This is a genomic window from Salipiger marinus (assembly GCF_900100085.1).
Lineage (GTDB): Bacteria > Pseudomonadota > Alphaproteobacteria > Rhodobacterales > Rhodobacteraceae > Salipiger > Salipiger marinus.
On sequence record NZ_FNEJ01000028.1, the window covers coordinates 51,968 to 75,100 of the forward strand.

Here is a 23,133-nt window from a genome sequence, read left to right on the forward strand (position 1 = left end):
GCGGTCAGGCGGTCAGGCGCCGGAGGTGAAAAGCCCGGTGGCCGCCCCCGAGGCGATCTGCCCGCGCTGAGGCGCGGCACCCGAGGTGAACATCCCCACCGCGTCGCCCTTGGTCATCGCGCTGCGCACCGGTGCCGCGCCCGAGGTAAACATCTCCACCGCATCGCCGCCGGTCATCGCGCTGCGCATCGGGGCCGCGCCAGAAGTGAACATCTCCACCGCATCGCCTCCGGTCATTTCGCTGCACATCGGCGCTGCACCCGAGGTGAACATCCCCACCACATCGCCTGCGGAAAGCGCGCTCCGGACCGGCGCCGCGCCAGAGGTGAACAGGCCCACAACATCGCCCGAGATCAGATCGCTGCGCATCGGTGCGGCCCCGGAGGTGAACATTTCCACCGCGTCCCCCTGCAGCAGATCGCCGTGCAGGGCCGGTGCCGCGCCAGAGGTAAACAGCGCGCAGCCCTCGCCCCCAAACAGATCGACTTCGGACGCAGCAATGAAATCTTCAGAAAAAGCGTGCTTGAGTTGAGCGGTCATCGGGAACCCCATTTGGTTGAGTAAAAGCCGGATTGGCCAGTCCAGCCTTTCTCTCAAAGCGGGTTTTTGCCAACAACATTTCTATTAACGGTTGATTAATGAAAGCTTTGTCCACATCAATTGGTCAAAATAGAATTGTCATAAAATTGCCACTTTAGGTTTCTCCACAGAGCCAAAATTTCTGTGGGTATCTTTGTGAAGGTCTTGAACTTGCCGCAAAATCATGCGAATCACAGGCGCTTTGGCTGGCCGCTCTTGCCTTGGCGCCTCGTCCGGGCGATAGCGTCTGCAGACCGGCGCGGGGGTTTGGCATGAAGATTGCGACATTCAACATCAACGGCATCAAGGCGCGGATCACCGCCCTGACCGACTGGCTGGACGAGGCGCAGCCCGATGTGGCGCTGCTGCAGGAGATCAAGTCGGTCGACGAGGCCTTCCCGCGCGAGCTGCTGGAGGATCGCGGCTACAATGTCGAAACCCACGGCCAGAAGGGATTCAACGGCGTCGCCATCCTGTCGAAGCTGCCGCTGGAGGATGTGACCCGCGGCCTGCCCGGCGACGAGACCGACGAACAGGCCCGCTGGATCGAGGCGACGGTGGTGGGCGATCATCACGCGCTGCGGATCTGCGGGCTCTATCTGCCCAATGGCAACCCGGTGGAGTTTGATGCCGAAGGCGCGCCGCTCCGCTCCGGCAAATACGGCTACAAGCTTGACTGGATGGACCGGCTGCACGCCCGCGCGCAGGCGCTGATGGCCGCAGAGATGCCCGCGCTGATGGCGGGCGATTACAACATCATCCCGCAGGCCGAGGATGCCGCCCGCCCCGCCGCTTGGGAAAAGGACGCGCTGTTCCTGCCGCAAAGCCGCGACGCCTTTCGCCGCATCCTCAATCTCGGCTTCACCGAGGCGTTCCGCGCCCGCGTGCGGGGGCCGGGGCATTACAGCTTCTGGGATTATCAGGCGGGCGCGTGGGACCGCAACAACGGCATCCGCATCGACCATCTGCTGATGACCCCGGCCTGCGCCGACCTGATGACCGATGTGGGCATCGACCGCGACATCCGGGGCCGCGACAAGCCCTCCGATCACGTGCCGGTCTGGGCAGAGCTCGCGCTCTGATCCCCGGCCCCCGCTTGCGTCCGCCGGACCGGGGCCTTACATCTGGACCATCACGACAGAATGCGGAGTTCGCCACATGGCCATCGAAGCTGCGGAGATCGAAAAGCTGATCCGCGCCGCCTTTCCCCAGGCAAAGGTCACCATCACGGATCTGGCCGGAGACGGAAATCATTACGCGGCCGAGGTGATCGACGAAAGCTTCCGCGGCCAGAACCGCGTCCAGCAGCAGCGCGCCGTCTATGCCGCGCTGAAGGACAAGATGGCGGGCAGCCATGGCGACCTGCACGCGCTGGCGCTGACCACCAAGGCGCCGGAGTAACCGCCGCTTTGCCGGAGCTTGCAGCCACGGCGGCGTGGTGCGATGATCCGGCAGGCTTCGCAAGACATGGATCCCGCTGCTGGCGGATCCGGCGCGCCCAGTCCCCGCGCGCTGAGAGGAGAAAGAAATGACCGACGCAAAGATCACCGACGCCAAGGACCGCATCGCCGAGACGGTCAAGGCCAATGCCGTGGTGCTGTTCATGAAGGGCACCAAGACCATGCCGCAATGCGGCTTCTCCAGCCGCGTGGCCGGGGTGCTGAATTACATGGGCATCGACTATCTGGATGTGAACGTGCTTGCCGATGACGCGCTGCGTCAGGGCATCAAGGACTATTCCGACTGGCCCACCATCCCGCAGCTTTACGTCAAGGGCGAGTTTGTCGGCGGCTGCGACATCATCACCGAGATGACCCTGTCGGGCGAACTGGACCAGCTTTTCGAACAGAATGGCGTGTCCTATGACAAGGACGCGGCGGAAAAGATCCGCGAAGCCAACGCCTGACCGGGCTGAGGCTTGACGCGGCGGCCAGTCCTGCGGATTTGGCCGCCGTCCGCACCCTGTGCGAGGCCTACCGCGCCGAGCTTCTGGCGCATGACCCTGCGGCGCCGCCCGTGGTCGCAGCCCTTTATCCCCTGCCTGTCTGGACTGCCCTGCGCGACGCGCTGCCGCAGGGGCATGCCCTTGTGCTGCTGGCGCGGCTTGATGGCTGGCCCGCGGGCTGCGGCATGGCGCAGACCCTGCCCGATGGCAGTCTGGAGCTGAAACGTCTCTATACCCGCCCCGAAGCCCGCGGCCATGGCATCGCCGCCGCGATGGTCGACCGGCTGGCGGAACATGCCCGCGCGACGGGCGCGCCACTGCTGCGGCTCGACACCTTCACCACGCTGACCGCCGCGCGCAGGCTTTATGAACGGCTGGGCTTCACCGCCTGCGGCCCCTATGCGCCGCTGCCTGCCATCTCCGAAGGGCGGCTCTGCTTTTACCAGCGCGCGCCCTGAGGCCTCAGCTTTCCGGCGTGCCGTCCTCGCGATATACGCCCTGTTCCTTCAGCGCGTCGATGACTTCCTTGGGCATGTAGGTCTCGTCATGTTTGGCAAGGATCTCAGAGGCCTGAAACACCCCCTCCACATACCGCCCGGTGCCGACCATCCCCTCGTTCTCGCCAAAGAGATCGGGCAGCACCCCGCCAAAGACCACCGGAACCGACGCGCCGCCATCGGTAACTCTGAACCAGATCTCCTGACCCTGTCCGCGCACCAGCGAGCCCTCCTCGACCAGACCGCCGATGCGGAAGGTCTCGGTGGGCGCGGGCGGCGCCTCCATCACCTGAGACGGCGAGCGGAAGAAATTGATGCCGTCGCGCATGGCATAGCCGATCAGCGCCGTGGACACGACCAGCGCCACCGCCGCCAGAGCCACCACCTGAATCCTGCGCTGTTTCTTCAGCGATCTAAGCGCCATGCCATGCCTCCCCGAATGTCAGTCCTGCATTATATGGCAGATTCTGCAGATGTTGAAAGCGGGACCGGCCAGATCGCGTCAGTGCGCCGCAACCCCCTCAGACTAGGCCCGCCCCTTCCTTCGGCTTCAAATATCCCGGGGGTCGGGGGGCAGCGCCCCCCGCCGGCGCCAGAGGCGCCGGGGATCCCGGCTCAGGCCGCTTCGAAGCTGATGGAGCGGCGCAGGATCTGCGTGGCATGGCCGGAGACGCGGCGCGGATCTCCGGTGGTCAGAAACCGGCTCTGCTGGCCGGTGCCGGACATGCCGGGATGGCGGCGCAGGTAATCCTCCAGCGAGGCGGCCACCAGATTGGCCTGCGAATAGACCGTGACCTCTGGCCCAAGCGCGTCCTGAAACACGTCCAGCAGCAGCGGATAGTGGGTACAGCCCAGAATCGCCGCCTGTGGCTGCGGCATCTTGCGCTTCAGCGCGTCGACATGGCTGCGCACCAGCGCCTCGGCAAGGATCATGTCGCCCTCCTCGATGGCATCGACCAGCCCGCCGCAGGCCTGCGCCTCCACATCCACGCCGATGGCGCGGAACGCGAGTTCGCGCTGGAAGGCGCGGCTGCGCACCGTGGCCGGTGTGGCAAACAGCGCCACATGCTGCACCGCCACTTCGCGCGGCGGGGAATTGTCGCCCCATTGCCGTTCGGTCAGCGCCTCGATCAGCGGCACGAACACGCCCAGCACCCGCTTGTCACGCGGGATCCAGCTTTCCTGCATCCGCCGCAGCGCCGCCGCCGAGGCGGTGTTGCAGGCAAGGATCACCAGATCGCAGCCCGCATCCCACAGCCGTTCGGTGGCGGCACAGGTCAGGTTGTAGATGTCATCGGCATCCCGCACGCCATAAGGCGCATGTTTGCTGTCGGCAAAATAGACAAACGGCATCTCGGGCAGGCGCTTGGTCACCGCCTCCAGCACCGTAAGACCGCCCAGCCCGGAATCGAACACGCCAACCGCCATCTGCCCCTCCGCCCGCAATTTTCCGCCCCCGCCGACTCGCGTGCGGGGATCCGAAGCCCGGTCTTACGGCGCTTCGGATCCAATTTCCATCGCCGGTTGCGGGCGCGGTGTCATTCCGCCGCCTGCGACAGCGGCGCCCCGCCGGCCCGGATCACCGCCAGCAGCTCCGCGCGCCGCAGCGCCGCCTTTTCCGCATTGGCCTCCTTCACCGGGCCAAAGCCCCGGATCTGCAGCGGCAGTTCCGCCAGCGCCACGATGGCATCGCGGGTGGCGGGCGTCAGCCGGGGCAGCACCTCGTCAAGATCGGCCTCGTATTGCGTCCTGAGCGCGCGCTCCAGCCGCCGGTCGGCGCTGTAGCCGAAGGGATCGAACGGCGTGCCGCGCAGAACCCGCAGCTGCGCCAGCAGGGCAAAGCCGCGCAGCATCCAGCCGCCAAAGCGTCGCTTGACCGGACGCCCATCCGATCCCTGCCGCGCCAGCAGCGGCGGCGCCAGATGGAAGGCCATGTCGAAGCCGGGCTCGAACATGGCCTCGGCCTTGCGCCTTGTGTCGAGATGCAGCCGCGCCACCTCGTATTCGTCCTTGGGCGCCAGCAGCTTGTGATATCCCAGCGCCACCGCTTCCCGCAGGCGGGCATCCGTGATCCCCTCCAGCCGGGTGCGATAGCGCCGCGCCAGTGCGGCGCCCTGATAGGCCACCAGATGATCGGCGCGAAAGCTGATCCGCTCCTCCAGCGTGCGCGGCAGCGTCACCACCTTGGGCGCGCTAAGGGCTGCCGCCTCTGCGGGCGCCACCACGGCCCAGCGACCGATGGCAAAGGCGCGCAGGTTCTGATCGACCGCGGCTCCGTTCAGCCGCAGCGCCTCGGCGATGGCGTCCATCGGCAAGGGCAGCAGCCCGCGCTGCCATGCCGCGCCAAGGATCATCATGTTGGAATAGATCGAATCCCCCATGCTGGCCTGCGCCAGATCCGTCGCATCGAACAGCGCCAGCCGGTCCTTGAGCCGCGCTTCAAGAGACAGGCGCAACTGGTCGGACGGAATGGAAAATTCGGTGTTGCGGGTGAAATCGCCGGTGATGATCTCATGGCTGTTCACCACGGCCCCGGTGACGCCGCGGCGGGTCAGGCCCAGCGTCTTGGCCCCGGCGCTGACCACCAGATCGCCGCCGATCAGCGCATGCGCCTCGCCCAAGGCCACGCGAACGGCAGAGATGTCCTCGGGGCGCTTGGCCAGCCGCAGGTGGATATGCACCGCGCCGCCTTTCTGCGCGAGCCCGGCCATTTCCATCATGCCCGCCCCCAGCCCCGCGATCTGCGCCGCCTGCGCCAGCACCGCGCCAAGCGTCACCACGCCAGTGCCGCCGACGCCGGTGATGACCACGTTATGCGTGCCGTGGATCTCCGGCAGCACCGGATCGGGCAGATCGGGCAGATCCAGCGTCCGGCCACCACCCTTGCGCCGCCGCGCGCCGTTCAGCGTCACGAAGCTGGGGCAGAAGCCGCGCAGACAGGAATAATCCTTGTTGCAGCTTGACTGGTCGATGGCGCGCTTGCGGCCCAGTTCCGTCTCCACCGGCACCAGCGAGACGCAGTTGGACTGCACCCCGCAATCGCCGCAGCCCTCGCAGACATCGGTGTTGATGAAGACGCGGGTATCGGGGTCGGGAAACTGGCCGCGCTTGCGGCGGCGGCGCTTTTCGGCGGCACATGTCTGGACATACAGAATGACCGACACGCCCGCGATCTGCGCAAAACGCCGCTGCACGGCGTCAAGATCGGACCGTTCGTGAACCTCAATACCCTGCGGGAAGTCCTTGAGATCCGGCGCCTCTTTCTCGTCATGCACCACCGCCAGATGCTGCACCCCCATCGCGCGCAGTTCCTGCGCGATGCGGCCTGCGGTCAGCCCGCCTTCGTTCTTATGGCCGCCGGTCATGGCCACGGCGTCGTTGAACAGGATCTTGTAGGTGATGGTGGTGCCCGCCGCGAGCGCCGCGCGGATCGCCTGCACCCCGGAATGGTTGTAGGTGCCGTCGCCAAGGTTCTGGAACACATGGCTGCGCGTCGAAAACGGCGCCTCGCCGATCCAGTTCGCCCCTTCGCCGCCCATATGGGTGAACCCGACCGTGTCGCGGTCCATCCACTGCACCATGTAGTGACAGCCGATCCCGGCATAGGCGCGCGCGCCTTCGGGCAGCCGGGTGGAGGTGTTGTGCGGACAGCCCGAGCAGAAATAGGGCAGCCGCGCCGCCAGATCCTGCGCATTGTCCGATATTCGCGCCTCTTCAAGCGCTTGCAGGCCTGCCCTCACCCGGTTCGTGCCCCGGCCTTCCTCGATGAGGATCTCTCCCAGCTTGCCCGCGATCCAGACCGGATCCAGCGCGCCCCGCGTCGGAAACAGTTCCTCGCGGTGCATGCCGCCCGCGCCGCCTTTGTACCAGCCATAGACCCGCCGCCCGCGCCGGTCGTCAAAGATCGCCTCCTTGACCTGAAGCTCGATCAGCTTGCGCTTTTCCTCGACGATCACAATCAGATCCAGCCCTTCGGCCCAGTCGTGAAAGCCCTTCATGTCCATGGGCCATGTCTGGCCCACCTTGTAGGTGGTGAGGCCCAGCCGGTCGGCCTCGGCCTCGGTGATGCCCAGCAGGGACAGGGCATGGACCAGATCGAGCCAGTTCTTGCCCGCCGCCACCAGACCGATGCGCGCGCCGGGCTTGCCCCAGACCCGCCGGTCCATGCGGTTGGCATGGGAAAATGCCTCGGCGGCGAACCGCTTGTGGTCGATCATCCGCGCTTCCTGCGCGTGGGGCGTGTCCACCAGCCGGATGTTCAGCCCGCCGTCGGGCATGTCGAACTCCGGCAGGACCAGCGACATGCGGTCGGGGCGGCCATCCACAACCGCCGTCGCCTCCACCGTGTCCTTCATCGTCTTGAGCCCGACCCAGACCCCGGCAAAGCGCGACAGCGCCCAGCCATAGATGCCGTAATCCAGCACCTCCTGCACGCCTGCGGGTGACACCACCGGCATATAGGCATCCACCAGCGCCCATTCCGACTGGTGCAGCACGGTGGAGCTTTCGCCGGTATGATCGTCACCCATGGCCATCAGCACGCCGCCATGGCGCGAGGTTCCGGCCATGTTGGCATGGCGCATCACGTCGCCCGACCGGTCCACCCCCGGCCCTTTGCCATACCACAGGCCGAAGACGCCATCGAAGCGCCCCTCGCCGCGCAGCTCCGCCTGTTGGCTGCCCCAGAGCGCGGTGGCGGCCAGATCCTCGTTCAGCCCTTCCTGAAAGGTGATGTCGCCCTGCGCCAGCAGCTTGCCCGCGCGGGCCATCTGCAGGTCCACCGCGCCAAGCGGCGAGCCGCGATAGCCGGTGACATAGCCTGCGGTGTTGAGCCCGGCGGCGCGGTCGCGCGCCTTCTGCATCAGCATCAGACGCACCAGCGCCTGCGTGCCGTTGAGCAGCACCGGCGATCTTTCCAGATCGAAACGGTCCTGCAGACTGATCTGCTCTTTGGCCATGCGCGCCTCCCTTCGCTCATTGCTCGTGCAGTATTCCGCCATAATAGGTCAAAAATGCTGACCATCATAGGAAATTTCTGGTGACATTTCCGTGGTAGGGTCGCAGAGCGTTTCCTTGTGCCCATCTCTTCTGTATGGGGTGCCAAAAGCGGAAAAGTTGTCGGAATGGACTGGGACAAGCTAAGAATATTTCACGCGGTTGCCGATGCCGGCAGCCTGACGCACGCGGGCGACGCGCTGCACCTGTCGCAATCGGCGGTGTCACGTCAGATTCGCGCGCTGGAGGAGTCGTTGAACACGACGCTTTTCCACCGGCATGCGCGCGGGCTGATTCTCACCGAACAGGGGGAACTGCTGTTTGACGCCACCGCAGCGATGGCCAAACGCATCGATTCCGCCACCGCTCGCATCCGCGACAGCGAGGAGGAGGTGTTCGGCGAACTGAAGGTCACCACCACCCATGGCTTCGGCGTGCTGTGGCTGGCGCCGCGTCTGACCAAGCTCTACGAAAAATACCCCGATCTGCGCATCGACCTGATGCTGGAGGAGCGGGTGCTGGATCTGCCCATGCGCGAGGCCGATGTGGCGATCCGCATGAAAGAGCCCAGTCAGGCCGATCTGATCCGCAAGCGGCTGATGTCGATCCGGATGCGCATGTATGCCTCCCCCGCCTATCTGGAGGCGCGCGGCGTGCCGGAGTCGCTGGAGGATCTGTCGCACCACCGGCTGATCTGCCAGAACACCAGCTCTGCGCAGGTGACGGCGGGCAAGACGATGATCCAGGATCTGCTGGCCTATGACATCCAGACCTCGCTGACGGTGAACAACTATTTCGGCGTGCTGCAGGCGGTGATTTCCAATCTCGGCATCGGGGTGCTGCCCGATTACATCATCGAGGATTTCCCGAACGTGGTCCGCGTCCTGCCAGAGGTGGAATCCAACGAGGTGCCGGTCTTCCTCGCCTATCCGGAGGAGCTGCGCCATTCCAAGCGGGTCAGTGCCTTCCGCGACTTCGTGCAGGAAGAGATCTTTGCCCATCGCCGCCAGTTGAAGGCCATGGGCGCGGGCTGACAGTTTTCCGTTTGCCTGCAAACAAAGCGGGCCATGCATTAACTGCATAGCGGCAATGCCAAACTGTCAGTGAGTTGCGGGTTGATCGACTCACAACCGACGACATATTAGGCAGATGAAGGCTGAAGCGCCCTCTGGCGCATCATCTTCATACCTCCCTGTTGGACTTCGGCCGAGCCTTGTGCTCGGCCTTTTTTTTGGCCGTCGCGCGGGTGCTGCGCCGTGGCGGGCGGTCGGGACTTCCCCCCGCGGCTGCATTGCCGTAAAGCGGGCCGCAACGCCGACAAAGGGGATTCAGCATGCAGGAACCGGCCATCACCGAAGAGCTTATCGCCGCACATGGCATCAAGCCCGACGAATACGCGCGTATCCTGCAGATCCTGAACCGAGAGCCGACCTTTACCGAGCTTGGCATCTTTTCGGCGATGTGGAACGAACACTGCTCTTACAAGTCGTCGAAAATCCATCTGCGCAACCTGCCGACCAGCGGCCCGCAGGTGATCTGCGGCCCCGGCGAAAATGCCGGTGTGGTCGATATCGGTGACGGGCAGGCCGTGGTCTTCAAGATGGAAAGCCACAACCACCCCTCGTATATCGAGCCCTATCAGGGCGCGGCCACCGGGGTGGGCGGCATCCTGCGCGACGTGTTCACCATGGGCGCGCGCCCCATCGCCGCGATGAACGCGCTGAGCTTCGGTGACAAGGACCACCCCAAGACCCGGCGACTGGTTCATGGCGTCGTCGAAGGCGTGGGCGGCTATGGCAATGCCTTTGGCGTGCCCACCGTGGGCGGCGAGGTGCGGTTCCATTCCGCCTATAACGGCAACTGTCTGGTCAACGCCTTTGCGGCGGGGCTCGCCGATGCCGACAAGATTTTCTACTCCGCCGCGTCGGGTGTCGGGCGTCCGGTGGTCTATCTGGGCGCCAAGACCGGGCGGGACGGCGTGGGCGGCGCCACCATGGCCAGCGCCGAATTCGACGAAAGCATCGAGGAAAAGCGCCCCACCGTGCAGGTGGGCGATCCCTTCACCGAAAAGCGCCTGATGGAAGCCTGTCTGGAGCTGATGATGACCGGCGCCGTGATCTCCATTCAGGACATGGGGGCTGCGGGCCTGACCTGTTCCGCCGTGGAGATGGGCGACAAGGGCAATCTGGGCGTGCGGCTGGATCTGGAAAAGGTGCCCGTCCGCGAACGTCACATGACCGCCTACGAGATGATGCTGTCGGAATCGCAGGAACGCATGCTGATGGTGCTCGACCCCGCCAAGGAGGCCGAGGCCAAGGCGGTGTTCGACAAATGGGATCTGGATTTCGCCATCATCGGCGAGACGATCCCCGAAGACCGCTTCCTCATCATGCTCAATGGCGAGTGCAAGGCAGATCTGCCGCTGAAGGCGCTGTCGGGCAATGCCCCGGAATATGACCGCCCGTGGCAGCCGACGCCCCCCGCCGCGCCGCTGGACGATGTGCCGGGCATTGATGCCGTGGACGGGCTGCGCGCGCTGGTCGCTTCGCCCAACTACTGCTCCCGCGAATGGGTTTGGCAGCAGTATGACAGTCAGGTCATGGCCGATACCGTGCGCATCCCCGGCTTTGGCGCGGGCGTGATCCGGGTGCATGGCACCGACAAGAAGCTGGCCTTCACCTCGGACGTGACGCCGCGCTACGTCAAGGCCAACCCGGTCGAAGGTGGCAAGCAGGCAGTGGCCGAGGCCTATCGCAACCTCAGCGCCGTGGGCGCCCTGCCCTTGGCCACCACCGACAACCTGAACTTCGGCAATCCCGAAAAGCCCGAGATCATGGGCCAGCTTGTGGGTGCGCTGCAGGGCATCGGCGAGGCCTGCCTTGCGCTTGATATGCCCATCGTGTCGGGCAACGTGTCGCTTTACAACGAAACCGACGGGGTGGGCATCCTGCCCACCCCCACCATCGGCGCCGTGGGCCTGATTGCCGCAGGCGAAGAGCCGATCCTTGGCTTTGCCCGCGACGGCCATGTGGCGCTGCTGCTGGGACGCAGCGGCAGCCATCTGGGCCAGTCCGCACTGCTGGCAGAGGTGTTCAACCGCGAAGAAGGCGACGCGCCTGCGGTCGATCTGGCCGAGGAAAAGCGCAATGGCAGCTTCATCCGCGCCAACCGCGACTGGATCAAGTGCTGCACCGATCTCAGCGATGGCGGGCTGGCGCTGGCCGCGTTCGAGATGGCCGAGGCTTCGGGCGTGGGCGTGCAGCTGGACAGTGGCGATACCGCCGAACTCTTTGGCGAGGATCAGGGCCGTTATCTGATCGCCTGCAACTTCGACGCCGCCGAAGCGCTGATGTCCGCTGCCTCGCAGGCTGGGGTGACGCTGTCCAGCGTCGGCAAATTCAGCGGCGACACGATCCGCATGGGCCAGACCGAGGCAAGCCTTGCCGAATTGTCCGCGCTGTATCGCGGCCGCTTTTGTGAAATATTCGGCTAAGATTCGCCTAATGCGGGCGATGACACTATTCCGGACATTGCCCTTCGCTTGAATCTGAGGCAATTGACCCGCAGTTTCACGGATCGGTCATAGACCTGTCATGTGAGACTGCGGATTTTCGTCGTGAAGTGTCATATCCTTCTGACACGAACAGCTTTACGGGACGCTCTGGTTCGGCCTGACACGGAGAGGCGGAATTTTTGCGTTCCTGACGTGCTCAGCCATTGAGTACGGCTGTTTCCGTTCTACAACTTTAACGGGTAACCATGTTCCTGAGGCTGCGGGGTTTGTGACTTTTTCCTATTTCACGAAACGGAAGATATGAATAACTGGGACGATCTGCGTTTCCTCGTCGCGCTATCAAAGACGGGGACCATGACGGCCGCAGCAAAGCTGCTTGGCACGAATACCGCCACGGTTTCACGCCGCATCGATCGGCTGTCCGAGGCACTGGGTCGGCCGGCTTTCATCAAGACCTCAGAGGGCTGGCGCCCCTCTGATGCGGTACGCGATCTGATCCATGTGGCGCAGAATTTCGACGGACAGCTGCAATCCACCCTCAACCGCCAGAGCGACGAGATGGAGGCGGAGCAGGTTTCGCTGAACCTCGGCTGCGTGCCGGTGGTGATTGCGCTGATCCTGTTTCCGGGCCTCACCCATCACGCCAACATGCTGCGCGGCATCAAGCTGACCATCAGCGACCGGCTGGGCCGCGAAGGTCTGGGCGAAAACGATCTGGTGGTGCAGTTCGGGCGCCCCGAACAGGGCCGGATCGTCGCGCGCCGCGCCGGGCAGATGAGCTTCCGGCTTTATCGGTTCTGTGATGGCGACACGTCCGGCGATTGGGCAGGGCTCAACGATACCCCCAATTCCAGCCCGTTCATGGCGCAGGCCCGTACGTGGTTTGACTGCGAACCCAAGCTGAAGGTCGACAATTTTGTCGCCCTGCACGGTCTGATGCAGGTGACCCGCCTGCCCGGCCCGCTGCCCGATCTGCTGGCCCGGCGCGATCCCGATCTGGTCCCCGTGCAGCCCGAGGCCAATCCCTTTGTGGTGGAATGCTGGCTGTTCTACCATGAAAGCCGCCGCAGCGATCCGGGCATGCGCCGCGCCGTGGACTGGGTGATTCACTGTTTCGAGGAATTTGGCATGGATGTCATGCCAAAGATCGGGCGCGTGCACGCCTGACAGGGCCTGCAGCCGCGCGGTGGTTAGGTTATTTTCCTGATGATTTCCTTGATTGGCCTCGCAGCTGTCGCGGGGCCGAGGCAGCGGCAGGCGCTTGGCGCCTGAAACCCTGCCCGTCTATGTGGCAAAAGAGGGCCCCCGCAGAGGCCGCCTTGTCGCACGGAGCGCAGACGGTCAGAGACCGTAAAGCCGCCCGAACTTTTCTTCCAGATAGTCCAGCAGCGGCGCTTCGGTCGGGGCCGCCCCGCAGGCGCGGGTGATGACCTCGCGCGGGGTATAAAGCCCGCCATGCTGCTGCACCGCTTCGCGCAGCCAGCCGGTGGCGGCACGCAGATCGCCCTGCACCAGCTGCGTCTCCAGATCCGGCACCGCCTGCCGCAGCGCCTGCAGCAGGCAGCCTGCATAGACATTGCCCAGCGTGTAGGTCGGGAAATAGCCGAAGAGCCCCGCCGACCAGTGCACGTCCTGCAGCACCCCGTTCGAGGGCCGGTCGACGGCAAAGCCGAAATCGGCGGCAAAGCGGGCGTTCCATGCCTCTTCCAGATCGACGACATCCAGATCGCCCGCAATCAGCGCCTGTTCCAGATCGAAGCGCAGCAGCACATGCAGGTTATACTGAACCTCGTCGGATTCGGTGCGGATGTAGTTGTTCTGCACCCGGTTGACGGCGGCATAAAACGCCTCCGCATCCAGCCCCAGATCGCCGAAGCCTTCGGTCATGCGGCCATGCAGCCAGCCACAGAAGGCGCGGCTGCGGCCAAGCTGGTTTTCATAGATCCGGCTCTGGCTTTCATGCACGCCCATGGACACGCCCTGTCCCAGCGGCGTGAAGCGGTAGCCGGGCCGGATCGCCTGTTCATAGGCGGCATGGCCCACCTCGTGGATGGTGGAATAGGCGCAGTTGAACGGATCAAGCGGGCTGGTGCGCGTGGTGATGCGCACGTCATCGCCCGAACCGGAGCTGAACGGATGCACCGCCTTGTCGATGCGCCCGCGCGTCATGTCATAGCCGAAGGTTTCGGCCAGCAGCTGCGACAGCCGCAGCTGCGCCGCCTCGTCGAAGGTGCCCTCCAGCGGGCGCGGCGCGGGCCGGTCAAGGATCGCCTGCCGCAGCGCCACCAGACGCGGACGCAGCGCGCCGAACATCTGGGCCAGATCCGCCGCCGTGGTGCCCGGCTCGTAATCGTCGAGCAGCGCGTCATAGGCGGTGCCGCCCTGCGCCAGCGCCTGCCCCTCGGCGCGCTTCAGCGCCACCACCTCGGCCAGCACCGGGGCGAAGGCGGCAAAATTGTCATCCGCCCGCGCCTCGGCCCAGATGCGATGCGCCCGGCTGGTCAGCCGCGCCAGATCGGCGGCAAGCGCGCCCGGCACCCGCGAGGCCCGCTCGAAACTGCGGCGGATGTGGCGGATCTGCGCGCGCCCCTCCTCGTCCAGCGTGGCGGGGTCGACGGCGGCCAGCCAGTCGCCGACGCGCGGATCGGTGCGCCGCGCATGCAGCACCCCCTCCAGCGCCGCCATCTCCTCGGACCGCTGCTCCCCGGCGCCGCCCGGCATCATGGTTTCCTGATCCCAGCCCAGTCGGCCCGCGATCTGCGCCAGCGCGCCGGTGTCACGCTCAAAGCGCATCAGGTCATCAAAGGCGGTCATGTGCGGGATCCCCGGATGGATTGCGGAACAGGATATTGGGCGCCAAAGCGCGCGCGCAGGATCAGCACCCACAGCACCACGGCGCCCAGCTGATGGGTGATGGCGATATGCCACGGCGCCACGTACAGCACTGTGGCAATGCCCAGCACCACCTGCAGCACCATCACCGCCATCACGGCGTTGAACCGGAAGCGGGTGTCAGCATTGGGCGACCGGCGCCCGCGCAGCCAGACCACGATGCCGAAGACGAACAGCAGATAGCCCGCCATGCGGTGCAGGAACTGCACCAGACCCGGATCCTCGAAGAAATTGCGCCAGACCGGCTGCAGCGCAAAGGGTTCGGGCGGAAAGAGCCCGCCCGCCATCAGCGGCCAGTCGGTATAGCTGCGCCCGGCATCGATCCCCGCCACCAGCGCGCCCAGCAGGATCTGCAGGAAAGCGAAATGCAAAAGGCCGGTGGACATGGAAAAGAGCTTCGGCTCGCGCAGCCGCCGCGCCTGCATCAAGGCCCGCTCCTCGCGTCCCAGCAGGAACACGTACCACGCGACAAAGCCAAGGATGACAAAGGCCAGCCCCAGATGCGTCGCCAGCCGGTAAGAGGCCACGGCGATCATGTCGCCCGTCAGGCCGGAGGCCACCATCCACCAGCCCACGGCGCCCTGCACCCCGCCCAGAACCCCCAGCAGCAGCAGCCGCTTGGTCCAGCCTGTGGGGATCTGCCGCGCCACCAGAAAGCCGACAAAGCCCAGGGCCCAGACCAGTCCGATCACCCGGCCCAGCTGGCGATGGCCCCATTCCCACCAGTAGATGCTCTTGAACTCCTGCAGGGTCATGCCCTTGTTCAGCAGCTCGTATTGCGGGATCTGGCGGTAAAGCGCGAACTCCTCCTCCCATTCCGCCACGCTCAGCGGCGGGATGGCCCCATGCAGCGGCTTCCATTCGGTGATGGACAGGCCGCTATCGGTCAGCCGAGTCAGCCCGCCCACCACGATCATGGCCATGACCAGCGCAAAGATCAGCATCAGCCACAGCCGGATCGCGCCGCGCGCGCCGCCCCGGCCCCGGTCGATCATGCCGCCCGACGGCTCCGCCCGCGCGGCGCCCTCGCCAACCTCTTCGAAAAGCTTGCGCTTCTGGGCCATGCCCGTCTCCTTACCTATTCGCGGTCAGGACGATAGGCCGCGCCCCCGCCCCCTTCAACCGCGTTCCTTCCAGCGGACCATCTGCCGCAGCACCCCGTGCAGCGTCTTCACGTCCTCGCTGGTCAGCGGCATCCGGCTCCACAGGTTGCGCAGCGTCAGCTTCATGCTGGCCGCCTTGTGCTCGGGGAAAAAGAACCCCGCCTCCTCCAGACGTCCCTCGTAATGCTCGGCCAGCTTCTCGACCTCGATGGCGCTGGCCCAGTCGGCCCCGGCCATCTCCATCCGCAGCCCGTCCACCTCGGCGCTGGCCCGGCGCCATTCATAGGCACAAAGCAGCACGCATTGCGCCAGATTGAGCGAAGGAAACTCCGGATTCACCGGCACCGAGATCAGCGCATTGGCCAGCGCCACGTCGGTATTTTCCAGCCCCGCACGCTCGGGCCCGAACAGCACCGCCACCCGGCCCCCCGCCGCGATGCGCGCCTGCGCCTCGGTCATGGCGCGTTCGGGCGAATAGACCGGCTTGGTCAGCCCGCGCACCCGCGCCGTGGTGGCCAGCACCAGATCGCAGTCAGCCACCGCCTCGGCGGCGCTCTCCACCAGCCAGGCCTCGTCCAGCAGCCGCCCCGCGCCAGAGGCCATGGCCACCGCCTGCGGATTGGGCCAGCCGTCGCGCGGGCTGACCAGCCGCATGTGATCCAGCCCGAAATTCCACATCGCCCGCGCCGCAGCGCCGATATTCTCGCCCATCTGGGGCCGCACCAGCACAAAGGCCGGTTGCCTGACATCGCCTGCCATGCCGTCTCCCTTGATTGTCGCGCCCCGGATAGTCCCGCCTGCGGGCAGGAGCAAGGATCAGGGCTTCCATTGGCTCCAAATATCCCCGCCGGAGGCTCCTGCCTCGCCGCCGGCGCACCGCCGGGCAGGAAATGCTGTGGCCCCCCTTGGCTTGTCCCCATGCCCCGGGATATAGGGGCCGGACATCTTGATCAGGAGCCGCGCCATGGCCGACACAGACCAGCCTCAGCTCTATCTCATCACCCCGCCCGATTTCGATCTTGGCAGCTATCCCGAGCAGCTGGCGCGGGTGCTGGACAGCACCGACTTCGCCTGCCTGCGCCTGTCGCTGGCCACCCGCGACGAAGACCGCCTGCTGCGTGCCGCCGATGCGGTGCGCGAGGTGGCGCATCGCTTTGACGTGGCGCTGGTGATCGACACCCATGTGGTGCTGGCGCAGCGGCTCGGGCTTGACGGCGTGCACCTGACCGACGGCTCGCGCTCGGTGCGGGTCGCGCGCAAGGAACTGGGCCCGGATGCCATCGTCGGCGCCTTCTGCGGCACCTCGCGCCATGACGGCATGGTCGCGGGCGAGGCGGGCGCGGATTACGTGGCGCTTGGCCCCGTCGGCTCCGTCGCACTGGGCGATGGCAGCAAGGTGGAATTCGACGTGTTCGAATGGTGGTCGCAGGTGATCGAACTGCCGGTGGTGGCCGAAGGCGGGCTGACGCCCGAGCTTGTCACCCAGCTGGCCCCGGTCACCGATTTCTTCGGCATCGGCGAAGAGATCTGGTCCGCCGAGGATCCGGTGGCCGCCCTCGCCCTGCTGACCGCCCCCCTGCGCTGACCGCGATCCGCGCTGCCATGTCGCGGCGCTGATCCCCTACCTGCGGCCGCGCAGCGGCGCATGGCCGTCGCGCACCTGCGCCTCCAGAAAGGCGGCCAGTGCCTTGCGGTCGGAAAAGGCGCTGGCCAGCACCGGGCGGTGATAGGTGACCTCCACCCGGCCCTGACGCCGCGCCGACAGCACCTGCAGCAGATGCGGCCCCAGCGCCATGTCGCCCCACCACGCATAAAAACGCGGATCGGCGCCGCGCGGCGCGTGCCAAGTTACGGTGACCGCCTGCAGGCGCATGTCGGCGGGCACGCCTTCGGCCAGAAAGGCGGCAAAAAGCGAGGTCTTGAACGGCAGCACCCGCAGCCCGTCGCTGGAGGTGCCTTCGGGGAAGAACAGCAGCCGGTGCCCCAGCGCCAGCCTTTCGCCAAAGATCCGCGCCTGATCCGGGGCCGCCCGCCGGTCGCGCGCGATGAACAGCGTGCCCGCCAGCCGCGCCAGCGCGCCGATGCCGGGCCAGTCGCGCACCTCGGATTTGGCGACAAAACACACGCTGCATCTCGCGTTCAGCGCAAGGATGTCCAGCCACGAGCCGTGATTGGCCACCATCGCCCCCGGCCCGCGCAGCGGTCGTCCGCGCATCTGCAGCCTGATCCCCAGCGCCCTCAGCCCCATGCGGCAGATCGCCTGCGACACCCTTGGCGAAAAGGGCCTGCGGCGCCGCCAGATCAGCCATTCCAGCCCGCGCAGCGGCAGCTTCACCAGAAGCCCCGCCAGCAGCACCAGCAGCAGCAGCGTGCCGCGCAGCCCCGCCCGGATCCAGCCCGCCGCGCGCAGAGGAACGGGATCCGGCGCGGGATCCGGTCCGAACCATGTCGGACTGCTCATCCCCGGCCCCGTGTATACAGCCCCGCGACCTGTGCATTCAGCCGCGCGGTGTCCATCAGCAGACAGACATCGGTGGTGTTGAAGGCATGGTCGACAAAGGCGCCATCCCCCACCACGCCCCCCAGCCGCAGATAGCCCTTGATCAGCGCGGGCGTCTCCAGCATGGCGCGGCGGCGGTCGATCTCGGCCTCGGGCAGCAGATCCATCGGCTGATAGGCGCGCGAGCGCACACGCAGATCCTCGGGCGCCAGATGCCGGGCGCGCAGCAGCGACAGCGGATGCGCCAGCGCCTGCACATCGGTGCCGTGAAACGACGCCGTGCCAAACAGGATCTCGATCTTGTGCTCGGCGACATAGCCCGCCAGCCCCTGCCACAGCCGCATCACGCCGGAGCCGCCGCGGTAATCGGGATGCAGGCAGGACCGCCCCAGTTCCAGCAGGCGCCGCCCGGTGGCGCGCAGCGGCGCCAGATCATATTCATCCTCGGAATAGAACTGCCCGGCCTCGGCGGCCTGATCGTCGCGCAGCAGCCGGTAGACCCCCACCACGGCATTGTCGCGGCGGCCATCGGTCAGGATCAGGTGATCGAAGAACGGATCGAAGCGGTCGCATTCCAGCCGGTTTTCGTGATCGACCAGCGTGCCGCCGCCGCCCAGTTCCTCGACAAAGACCTCGTAGCGCAGGCGCTGCGCCGCGGCGATGTCTTCCGCGTCGCGGGCCAGCCGCACAGTCAGTTCCCGGTCGTCCAGAGCCATCGCGCTCCCCTTCACGCTCGACGCGGTTCTAATCCGGCACGGCGCAAAGGAAAACCGCTTTCGGTCCGGCAGATGTCGGGTGCGGGGCCGGGATTAATCATTCGTAAAGCATTGCGCCGCAGGCTAGGCTTCAAAAATCGGCACCAGCGCGACACGGCGGCCATCCAGCACCACCTTGCCCTGTTCGCGGAAGTTGACGGTGATACGGCCTGAGATATTGGATTGCACCTGCCCCACCCCCCACTCCGGCTGGTCCGGATGCTGGACCAGCATGCCGGGTTCAAGAAATGCGTTGAGTTCGTCCATAGCGGCGTCCCGATCTGTAAGAGGAAAGCGGAGATGTTCGATGATAGTGCCAAGCTGGCCACTCTGGTAGGGTCGCGCCTGTGCCATGATCTGGTCAGCCCGATTGGTGCCATCCGCAACGGGCTGGAACTGGTGGCGCTGTCCGGCGCGGGCGGCGGGTCCGAAGAAATGACCCTGATCGAGGACAGCTGCGCCTCTGCGGCGGCGCGGATCGCCTTTTTCCGCATCGCTTTCGGCAGCGCCAAGGGGGAACAGATGATCGGGCGGCGCGAGATCACCAAGCTTCTGGCGGAATACTGCCGGGGCGGGCGGATCATGCCGGACTGGCAGCCCGCCGACGATACGCCGCGCCCGACCGTGCAGCTGGTGCTTCTGGGCTGGCTCTGCTGTGAAAGCGCGCTGCCGCAGGGCGGCACCATCACCATCAGCACCGACGGCACGACATGGCGGCTGAGCGCCGCAGGTCCGCGCCTGCAGCTTGAGCCGGATGTCTGGGCGCAGCTGTCGACCACCGCGCTGGCGCAGGTCATCACGCCCGCGCGGGTGCAGTTCGCCTGCCTGTCCATGCTTGCCGCCGTGGCGGGACGGCAGCTGGAGGTGGCGGACCAGCCGGGCGCGGTGACCCTGCTGATCCGCTGAGCCCGGTCAGGCGCGGGTCGCCCCGTCAGAGCGCACCACATATTTGAAGCTGGTCAGCTGCTCGGCGCCCACCGGGCCGCGCGCATGCATCTTGCCGGTGGCGATGCCGATTTCCGCCCCCATGCCGAATTCGCCGCCATCGGCGAACTGGGTGGAGGAGTTGATCATCACGATGGCGCTGTCCACCCGCTCGACAAAGCGGTCGATCGCCGCCTCGTCCTGCGACAGGATGCAGTCGGTATGCTGCGAGCCGTAGCGGCGGATATGGGCGATGGCCTCGTCCTCGTCCGCCACCACCCGCGCCGCGATGATGCTGTCCAGATATTCGCGGCCCCAGTCCTCGGACGTGGCGGGCACGGTGCCCGGGATGGCCTGCAGCGCCGCATCGGCCCGCACCTCCACCCCGGATTCGAGCAACGCGCGAATCACGCCCTGCCCGATGGTGTCCACCACCTCGGCATGGATCAGCAGGCATTCGGCGGCGCCGCAGATGCCGGTGCGCCGGGTCTTGGCGTTTTTCACCACCTTGAGCGCGGTGACCGGATCGGCCTCCTTGTCGATATAGACATGCACGATGCCTTCGAGATGGGCAAAGACCGGCACCCGCGCCTCGCGCTGCACCAGCCCCACCAGCCCCTTGCCGCCGCGCGGCACGATCACATCGACATAGTCGGTCATGCTCAGCAGTTCGGACACCGCCGCGCGGTCGCGCGTCGGCACCAGCTGGATCGCATCTTCGGGCAGACCGGCGGCGCGCAGCCCGTCGACCAGACAGGCATGCAGCGCGGTGGAGCTGTGATGGCTTTCCGATCCGCCGCGCAGAATCACCGCATTGCCGGATTTCAGGCACAGCGCGCCCGCATCGGCGGTGACGTTGGGGCGCGATTCGTAGATCACCCCCACCACCCCCAGCGGCGTGCGCACGCGGCGGATATGCAGCCCGTTGGGCCGGTCCCATTCCGCCAGCACCTCGCCCACCGGATCGGGCTGGGCGGCGATGGCGCGCAGGCCCTCGGCCACGCCACGCAGCCGGTCCTCGGTCAGCAGCAGGCGGTCCATCATCGCCTCGCTCAGACCCTTGTCGCGGCCAAACTCCAGATCCTTGGCATTGGCCTCAAGGATTTCGGCGCGGCGGGTCCAGACGGCCTCTGCCGCCGCCTCCAGCGCCGCAGCCTTCGCCTCTGGCGGGGCAAAGGCCAGAACAGCCGCAGCCGCGCGGGCGCGGGTGCCCAGATCGGTCATGATGGCGGGAATGTCTGTCAGGTCTTTCATCGCTTTGCCCATGGTCAGGGTTTCGGGATCCCCCCTATACCCCCTTGGGCGCGCGGATTACAGGGCCATGTCGTCGCGATGGATCAGCACGGCGCGACCGGGATAGCCCAGCACCGCCTCGATCTCCGAAGAGTGGTGGCCAAGGATCGCCTGCGCTTCTTCTGCGGTGTAGCGGCTCAGCCCCTGACCCAGCGTGCGGCCTTGCGCGTCGCGGATCACCACCGGATCGCCCCGGCCAAAGGCGCCGTCGCTGCGCGTCACGCCCACCGGCAGCAGCGACCGGCCCTGCGCCAGCGCCGCCGCCGCCCCCGCATCCACGGTCAGCGTGCCGCAGGGTTTCATCGCGGCGATCCAGCGCTTGCGCGCCGCCTGCGGATCGAGCTGCGGGGTGAACCATGTGGCATTGGCGCCGTCTTCCAGCGCGGTCAGCGGAAACAGCGCCGAACCTTCGGTGATGGCCATGGCGCAGCCTGCCAGCGTTGCGGTCTTGGCGGCCATCAGCTTGGTCTTCATCCCGCCCTTGGACAGGCCCGACCCGGCATCGCCCGCCATCGCCTCGATCTCTGGCGTGATGCTGTCGATCACGTCGAAGCGGCGGGCGGTCGGATCCTGCGCGGGGTTGGCGGTGTAGAACCCGTCCACATCCGACAGCAGGATCAGCTGGTCCGCCCCCACCGTCACCGCGACCTGAGCCGCCAGCCGGTCATTGTCGCCATAGCGGATTTCATCCGTGGCCACGGTGTCATTCTCGTTGACGATCGGCACCACGCCGAAGCCCAGCAGGGTTTCCATCGTGGCCCGGGAATTGAGATAGCGGCGGCGGTCGGCGGAATCCTCCAGCGTGACCAGCACCTGCGCGGTGGTGATGCCATGCGGCGCCAGCACCTCTTCCCACGCGCGGGCCAGCCGGATCTGGCCCACGGCGGCGGCGGCCTGACTCTGCTCCAGCGGCAGGGTCACCGGCGGCAGGCGCAGCACGCCGCGCCCCAGCGCGATAGAGCCCGACGACACCAGCACCACATCGGTGCCGCGCGCCTTGATCCGCGCCACATCGGCGGCAATCGACGCCAGCCAGTCGCGGCGCAGCGCGCCGGTGGTCTTGTCCACCAGCAGCGCCGAGCCGATTTTTACCACAAGGCGGCGGGCCGCGCTCAGGGTCGCCATGTCTCGTCATCCTCGGGCGCGTCGCGCAGGCGGTTTTCGTCGATATGGGCGCGCAGGGCGCGCAGCACCTCGGTGGTGTTTTCGCCGCTGGCGCCCGACATCAGCAGCACCGGGCCGCCGACCTTGGCCTCCAGCTCGTCCTGCAGGAAGGCGCGTTCCTCGTCATCCATCGTGTCGATCTTGTTGAGCACGGTGACGCGCGGCTTGTCGGCCAGCCCGCCGCCATAGGCTTCGATCTCGTTGATGATGGTCTGCCAGTCTTCCAGCAGCGAGCCGGAGGTGCCGTCCACCAGATGCAGCAGCACCGCGCAGCGTTCCACATGGCCCAGAAACAGGTCGCCCAGCCCCCGGCCCTCATGCGCGCCCTCGATGAGGCCGGGAATGTCGGCCACGACGAATTCGCGGCCATCGACCCCGACCACGCCCAGATTCGGGTGCAGCGTGGTAAAGGGATAATCCGCGATCTTGGGCCGCGCGTTGGAGGTGGCGGCAAGAAAGGTCGATTTGCCCGCATTGGGCAGGCCCAGCAGGCCCACATCGGCGATCAGCTTCAGCCGCAGCCACAGCGTGCGTTCGATGGCGGGCTGGCCCGGATTGGCCCGGCGCGGCGCCTGATTGCTGGAGGTCTTGAAATGCAGGTTGCCCCAGCCGCCATTGCCGCCCCGCGCCAGCAGCACGCGCTGGCCCAGTTCGGTCATGTCGGCGACCACGGTTTCCTCGTCTTCGTCCAGAATCTCGGTGCCGACCGGCACGCGCAGCACGATGTCGTCGCCATCGGCCCCGGTGCGCTGGCGTCCGCCGCCGCCCTGGCCGTTATTGGCGAAGAAATGCTGCTGGTAACGGAAATCGATGAGCGTGTTCAGCCCGTCCACCGCTTCGGCCCAGACATCGCCGCCGCGCCCGCCATCGCCGCCATCGGGGCCGCCGAATTCGATGAACTTCTCGCGGCGGAAGGAGATGGAGCCGTTACCGCCCGCCCCGGAGCGGATGTAGACCTTGCACAGATCAAGA

At 66.4% G+C, this 23,133-nt stretch carries 22 protein-coding genes; 9 read left to right on the forward strand and 13 right to left on the reverse strand.

What is annotated here, in order from left to right; translation table 11 throughout:
• Positions 1-12: 12 nt before the first annotated feature.
• Positions 13-540 carry a DUF6749 family protein gene (locus BLR51_RS23080; protein ID WP_089851429.1) on the reverse strand — a complete coding sequence of 176 codons (528 nt, stop codon included), beginning with the start codon at positions 538-540 and terminating at the stop codon, positions 13-15.
• Between the two features lie 311 nt (positions 541-851).
• Here BLR51_RS23080 and xth point away from each other — a divergent pair, with 311 nt between their 5' ends.
• The 4 genes from xth (at position 852) to BLR51_RS23100 (ending at position 2,982) form a co-directional block, all read left to right on the forward strand.
• Entirely contained in the window at positions 852-1,661 is an 810-nt protein-coding gene (gene xth, locus BLR51_RS23085; protein ID WP_089851431.1) for an exodeoxyribonuclease III, read from the forward strand.
• A 76-nt stretch (positions 1,662-1,737) separates the two neighbouring features.
• Positions 1,738-1,980, forward strand: coding sequence for a BolA/IbaG family iron-sulfur metabolism protein (locus BLR51_RS23090; protein ID WP_089851433.1), 243 nt, complete (start codon positions 1,738-1,740; stop codon positions 1,978-1,980).
• A 142-nt stretch (positions 1,981-2,122) separates the two neighbouring features.
• On the forward strand, positions 2,123-2,485 hold the full coding sequence (gene grxD / locus BLR51_RS23095; protein WP_089851467.1) for a Grx4 family monothiol glutaredoxin: 363 nt from the start codon (positions 2,123-2,125) through the stop codon (positions 2,483-2,485).
• Positions 2,486-2,523: 38 nt separating this feature from the next.
• Complete coding sequence (locus BLR51_RS23100; RefSeq protein WP_165616912.1) at positions 2,524-2,982, forward strand: GNAT family N-acetyltransferase; 459 nt, start codon at positions 2,524-2,526, stop codon at positions 2,980-2,982.
• Between the two features lie 4 nt (positions 2,983-2,986).
• Here the strand turns inward: BLR51_RS23100 and ccmE are convergent, their stop codons facing one another.
• From ccmE to BLR51_RS23115, 3 genes are all read right to left on the reverse strand, one after another.
• The gene (gene ccmE, locus BLR51_RS23105; protein ID WP_089851437.1) at positions 2,987-3,445 is read right to left on the reverse strand and encodes a cytochrome c maturation protein CcmE; all 459 of its coding nucleotides are present in this window, start codon (positions 3,443-3,445) and stop codon (positions 2,987-2,989) included.
• A 191-nt stretch (positions 3,446-3,636) separates the two neighbouring features.
• Entirely contained in the window at positions 3,637-4,449 is an 813-nt protein-coding gene (locus BLR51_RS23110) for a glutamate racemase (RefSeq protein ID WP_089851438.1), read from the reverse strand.
• Between the two features lie 110 nt (positions 4,450-4,559).
• Complete coding sequence (locus BLR51_RS23115; RefSeq protein WP_089851439.1) at positions 4,560-7,979, reverse strand: indolepyruvate ferredoxin oxidoreductase family protein; 3,420 nt, start codon at positions 7,977-7,979, stop codon at positions 4,560-4,562.
• 165 nt (positions 7,980-8,144) lie between these two features.
• Between BLR51_RS23115 and BLR51_RS23120 the strand changes: the two genes are divergently transcribed.
• The 3 genes from BLR51_RS23120 (at position 8,145) to BLR51_RS23130 (ending at position 12,697) form a co-directional block, all read left to right on the forward strand.
• Positions 8,145-9,050 (forward strand): LysR family transcriptional regulator, encoded by a 906-nt coding sequence (locus BLR51_RS23120; protein WP_089851441.1) that lies wholly within the window; start codon positions 8,145-8,147, stop codon positions 9,048-9,050.
• A gap of 299 nt (positions 9,051-9,349) precedes the next feature.
• The gene (gene purL / locus BLR51_RS23125; RefSeq protein ID WP_089851443.1) at positions 9,350-11,509 is read left to right on the forward strand and encodes a phosphoribosylformylglycinamidine synthase subunit PurL; all 2,160 of its coding nucleotides are present in this window, start codon (positions 9,350-9,352) and stop codon (positions 11,507-11,509) included.
• A gap of 321 nt (positions 11,510-11,830) precedes the next feature.
• On the forward strand, positions 11,831-12,697 hold the full coding sequence (locus tag BLR51_RS23130; RefSeq protein ID WP_089851445.1) for a LysR family transcriptional regulator: 867 nt from the start codon (positions 11,831-11,833) through the stop codon (positions 12,695-12,697).
• A gap of 174 nt (positions 12,698-12,871) precedes the next feature.
• On the opposite strand, the gene BLR51_RS23135 is transcribed toward BLR51_RS23130, so the two are convergent.
• Genes BLR51_RS23135 through BLR51_RS23145 form a run of 3 tightly spaced genes read right to left on the reverse strand, consistent with a single transcriptional unit; the run spans position 12,872 to position 16,284 of the window.
• Positions 12,872-14,344: a carboxypeptidase M32 gene (locus BLR51_RS23135; RefSeq protein WP_089851447.1), complete on the reverse strand. Its 1,473-nt coding sequence runs from the start codon at positions 14,342-14,344 to the stop codon at positions 12,872-12,874.
• Positions 14,341-15,486 carry a heme A synthase gene (ctaA, locus tag BLR51_RS23140; RefSeq protein ID WP_089851449.1) on the reverse strand — a complete coding sequence of 382 codons (1,146 nt, stop codon included), beginning with the start codon at positions 15,484-15,486 and terminating at the stop codon, positions 14,341-14,343. Before ctaA ends, BLR51_RS23135 begins: the two co-directional genes overlap by 4 nt.
• A gap of 54 nt (positions 15,487-15,540) precedes the next feature.
• Positions 15,541-16,284 (reverse strand): RNA methyltransferase, encoded by a 744-nt coding sequence (locus BLR51_RS23145; protein WP_089851451.1) that lies wholly within the window; start codon positions 16,282-16,284, stop codon positions 15,541-15,543.
• A gap of 205 nt (positions 16,285-16,489) precedes the next feature.
• Between BLR51_RS23145 and BLR51_RS23150 the strand changes: the two genes are divergently transcribed.
• On the forward strand, positions 16,490-17,110 hold the full coding sequence (locus BLR51_RS23150; RefSeq protein WP_089851454.1) for a thiamine phosphate synthase: 621 nt from the start codon (positions 16,490-16,492) through the stop codon (positions 17,108-17,110).
• A 36-nt stretch (positions 17,111-17,146) separates the two neighbouring features.
• On the opposite strand, the gene olsA is transcribed toward BLR51_RS23150, so the two are convergent.
• From olsA to BLR51_RS23165, 3 genes are all read right to left on the reverse strand, one after another.
• Complete coding sequence (gene olsA, locus BLR51_RS23155; protein ID WP_089847840.1) at positions 17,147-17,986, reverse strand: lyso-ornithine lipid O-acyltransferase; 840 nt, start codon at positions 17,984-17,986, stop codon at positions 17,147-17,149.
• Entirely contained in the window at positions 17,983-18,741 is a 759-nt protein-coding gene (gene olsB / locus BLR51_RS23160; protein WP_089847842.1) for an L-ornithine N(alpha)-acyltransferase, read from the reverse strand. Before olsB ends, olsA begins: the two co-directional genes overlap by 4 nt.
• Before the next feature lie 123 nt (positions 18,742-18,864).
• Positions 18,865-19,047 (reverse strand): DUF3553 domain-containing protein, encoded by a 183-nt coding sequence (locus BLR51_RS23165; protein WP_089847844.1) that lies wholly within the window; start codon positions 19,045-19,047, stop codon positions 18,865-18,867.
• A 33-nt stretch (positions 19,048-19,080) separates the two neighbouring features.
• Between BLR51_RS23165 and BLR51_RS23170 the strand changes: the two genes are divergently transcribed.
• On the forward strand, positions 19,081-19,686 hold the full coding sequence (locus BLR51_RS23170; protein WP_089847846.1) for a histidine phosphotransferase family protein: 606 nt from the start codon (positions 19,081-19,083) through the stop codon (positions 19,684-19,686).
• A 6-nt stretch (positions 19,687-19,692) separates the two neighbouring features.
• Here the strand turns inward: BLR51_RS23170 and BLR51_RS23175 are convergent, their stop codons facing one another.
• The 3 genes from BLR51_RS23175 to obgE all read right to left on the reverse strand — a co-directional run.
• Positions 19,693-20,958, reverse strand: a complete 1,266-nt coding sequence (locus BLR51_RS23175) for a glutamate-5-semialdehyde dehydrogenase (protein WP_089848164.1) — start codon at positions 20,956-20,958, stop codon at positions 19,693-19,695.
• Between the two features lie 57 nt (positions 20,959-21,015).
• Entirely contained in the window at positions 21,016-22,122 is a 1,107-nt protein-coding gene (proB, locus tag BLR51_RS23180; protein WP_089847848.1) for a glutamate 5-kinase, read from the reverse strand.
• The coding region (gene obgE / locus BLR51_RS23185; protein WP_089851457.1) for a GTPase ObgE at positions 22,110-23,133 on the reverse strand (1,024 nt) is incomplete at its 5' end. The genes obgE and proB, both read right to left, overlap by 13 nt.

Bases quoted from the DNA above. Each gene is read 5' to 3' on its own strand.
- BLR51_RS23080 (WP_089851429.1), bottom strand. From the start codon at position 540: ATGACCGCTCAACTCAAGCACGCTTTTTCTGAAGATTTCATTGCTGCG.
- xth (WP_089851431.1), top strand. From the start codon at position 852: ATGAAGATTGCGACATTCAACATCAACGGCATCAAGGCGCGGATCACC.
- BLR51_RS23090 (WP_089851433.1), top strand. From the start codon at position 1,738: ATGGCCATCGAAGCTGCGGAGATCGAAAAGCTGATCCGCGCCGCCTTT.
- ccmE (WP_089851437.1), bottom strand. From the start codon at position 3,445: ATGGCGCTTAGATCGCTGAAGAAACAGCGCAGGATTCAGGTGGTGGCT.
- BLR51_RS23110 (WP_089851438.1), bottom strand. From the start codon at position 4,449: ATGGCGGTTGGCGTGTTCGATTCCGGGCTGGGCGGTCTTACGGTGCTG.
- BLR51_RS23115 (WP_089851439.1), bottom strand. From the start codon at position 7,979: ATGGCCAAAGAGCAGATCAGTCTGCAGGACCGTTTCGATCTGGAAAGA.
- BLR51_RS23120 (WP_089851441.1), top strand. From the start codon at position 8,145: ATGGACTGGGACAAGCTAAGAATATTTCACGCGGTTGCCGATGCCGGC.
- purL (WP_089851443.1), top strand. From the start codon at position 9,350: ATGCAGGAACCGGCCATCACCGAAGAGCTTATCGCCGCACATGGCATC.
- BLR51_RS23130 (WP_089851445.1), top strand. From the start codon at position 11,831: ATGAATAACTGGGACGATCTGCGTTTCCTCGTCGCGCTATCAAAGACG.
- BLR51_RS23135 (WP_089851447.1), bottom strand. From the start codon at position 14,344: ATGACCGCCTTTGATGACCTGATGCGCTTTGAGCGTGACACCGGCGCG.
- ctaA (WP_089851449.1), bottom strand. From the start codon at position 15,486: ATGGCCCAGAAGCGCAAGCTTTTCGAAGAGGTTGGCGAGGGCGCCGCG.
- BLR51_RS23145 (WP_089851451.1), bottom strand. From the start codon at position 16,284: ATGGCAGGCGATGTCAGGCAACCGGCCTTTGTGCTGGTGCGGCCCCAG.
- BLR51_RS23150 (WP_089851454.1), top strand. From the start codon at position 16,490: ATGGCCGACACAGACCAGCCTCAGCTCTATCTCATCACCCCGCCCGAT.
- olsA (WP_089847840.1), bottom strand. From the start codon at position 17,986: ATGAGCAGTCCGACATGGTTCGGACCGGATCCCGCGCCGGATCCCGTT.
- olsB (WP_089847842.1), bottom strand. From the start codon at position 18,741: ATGGCTCTGGACGACCGGGAACTGACTGTGCGGCTGGCCCGCGACGCG.
- BLR51_RS23165 (WP_089847844.1), bottom strand. From the start codon at position 19,047: ATGGACGAACTCAACGCATTTCTTGAACCCGGCATGCTGGTCCAGCAT.
- BLR51_RS23170 (WP_089847846.1), top strand. From the start codon at position 19,081: ATGTTCGATGATAGTGCCAAGCTGGCCACTCTGGTAGGGTCGCGCCTG.
- BLR51_RS23175 (WP_089848164.1), bottom strand. From the start codon at position 20,958: ATGAAAGACCTGACAGACATTCCCGCCATCATGACCGATCTGGGCACC.
- proB (WP_089847848.1), bottom strand. From the start codon at position 22,122: ATGGCGACCCTGAGCGCGGCCCGCCGCCTTGTGGTAAAAATCGGCTCG.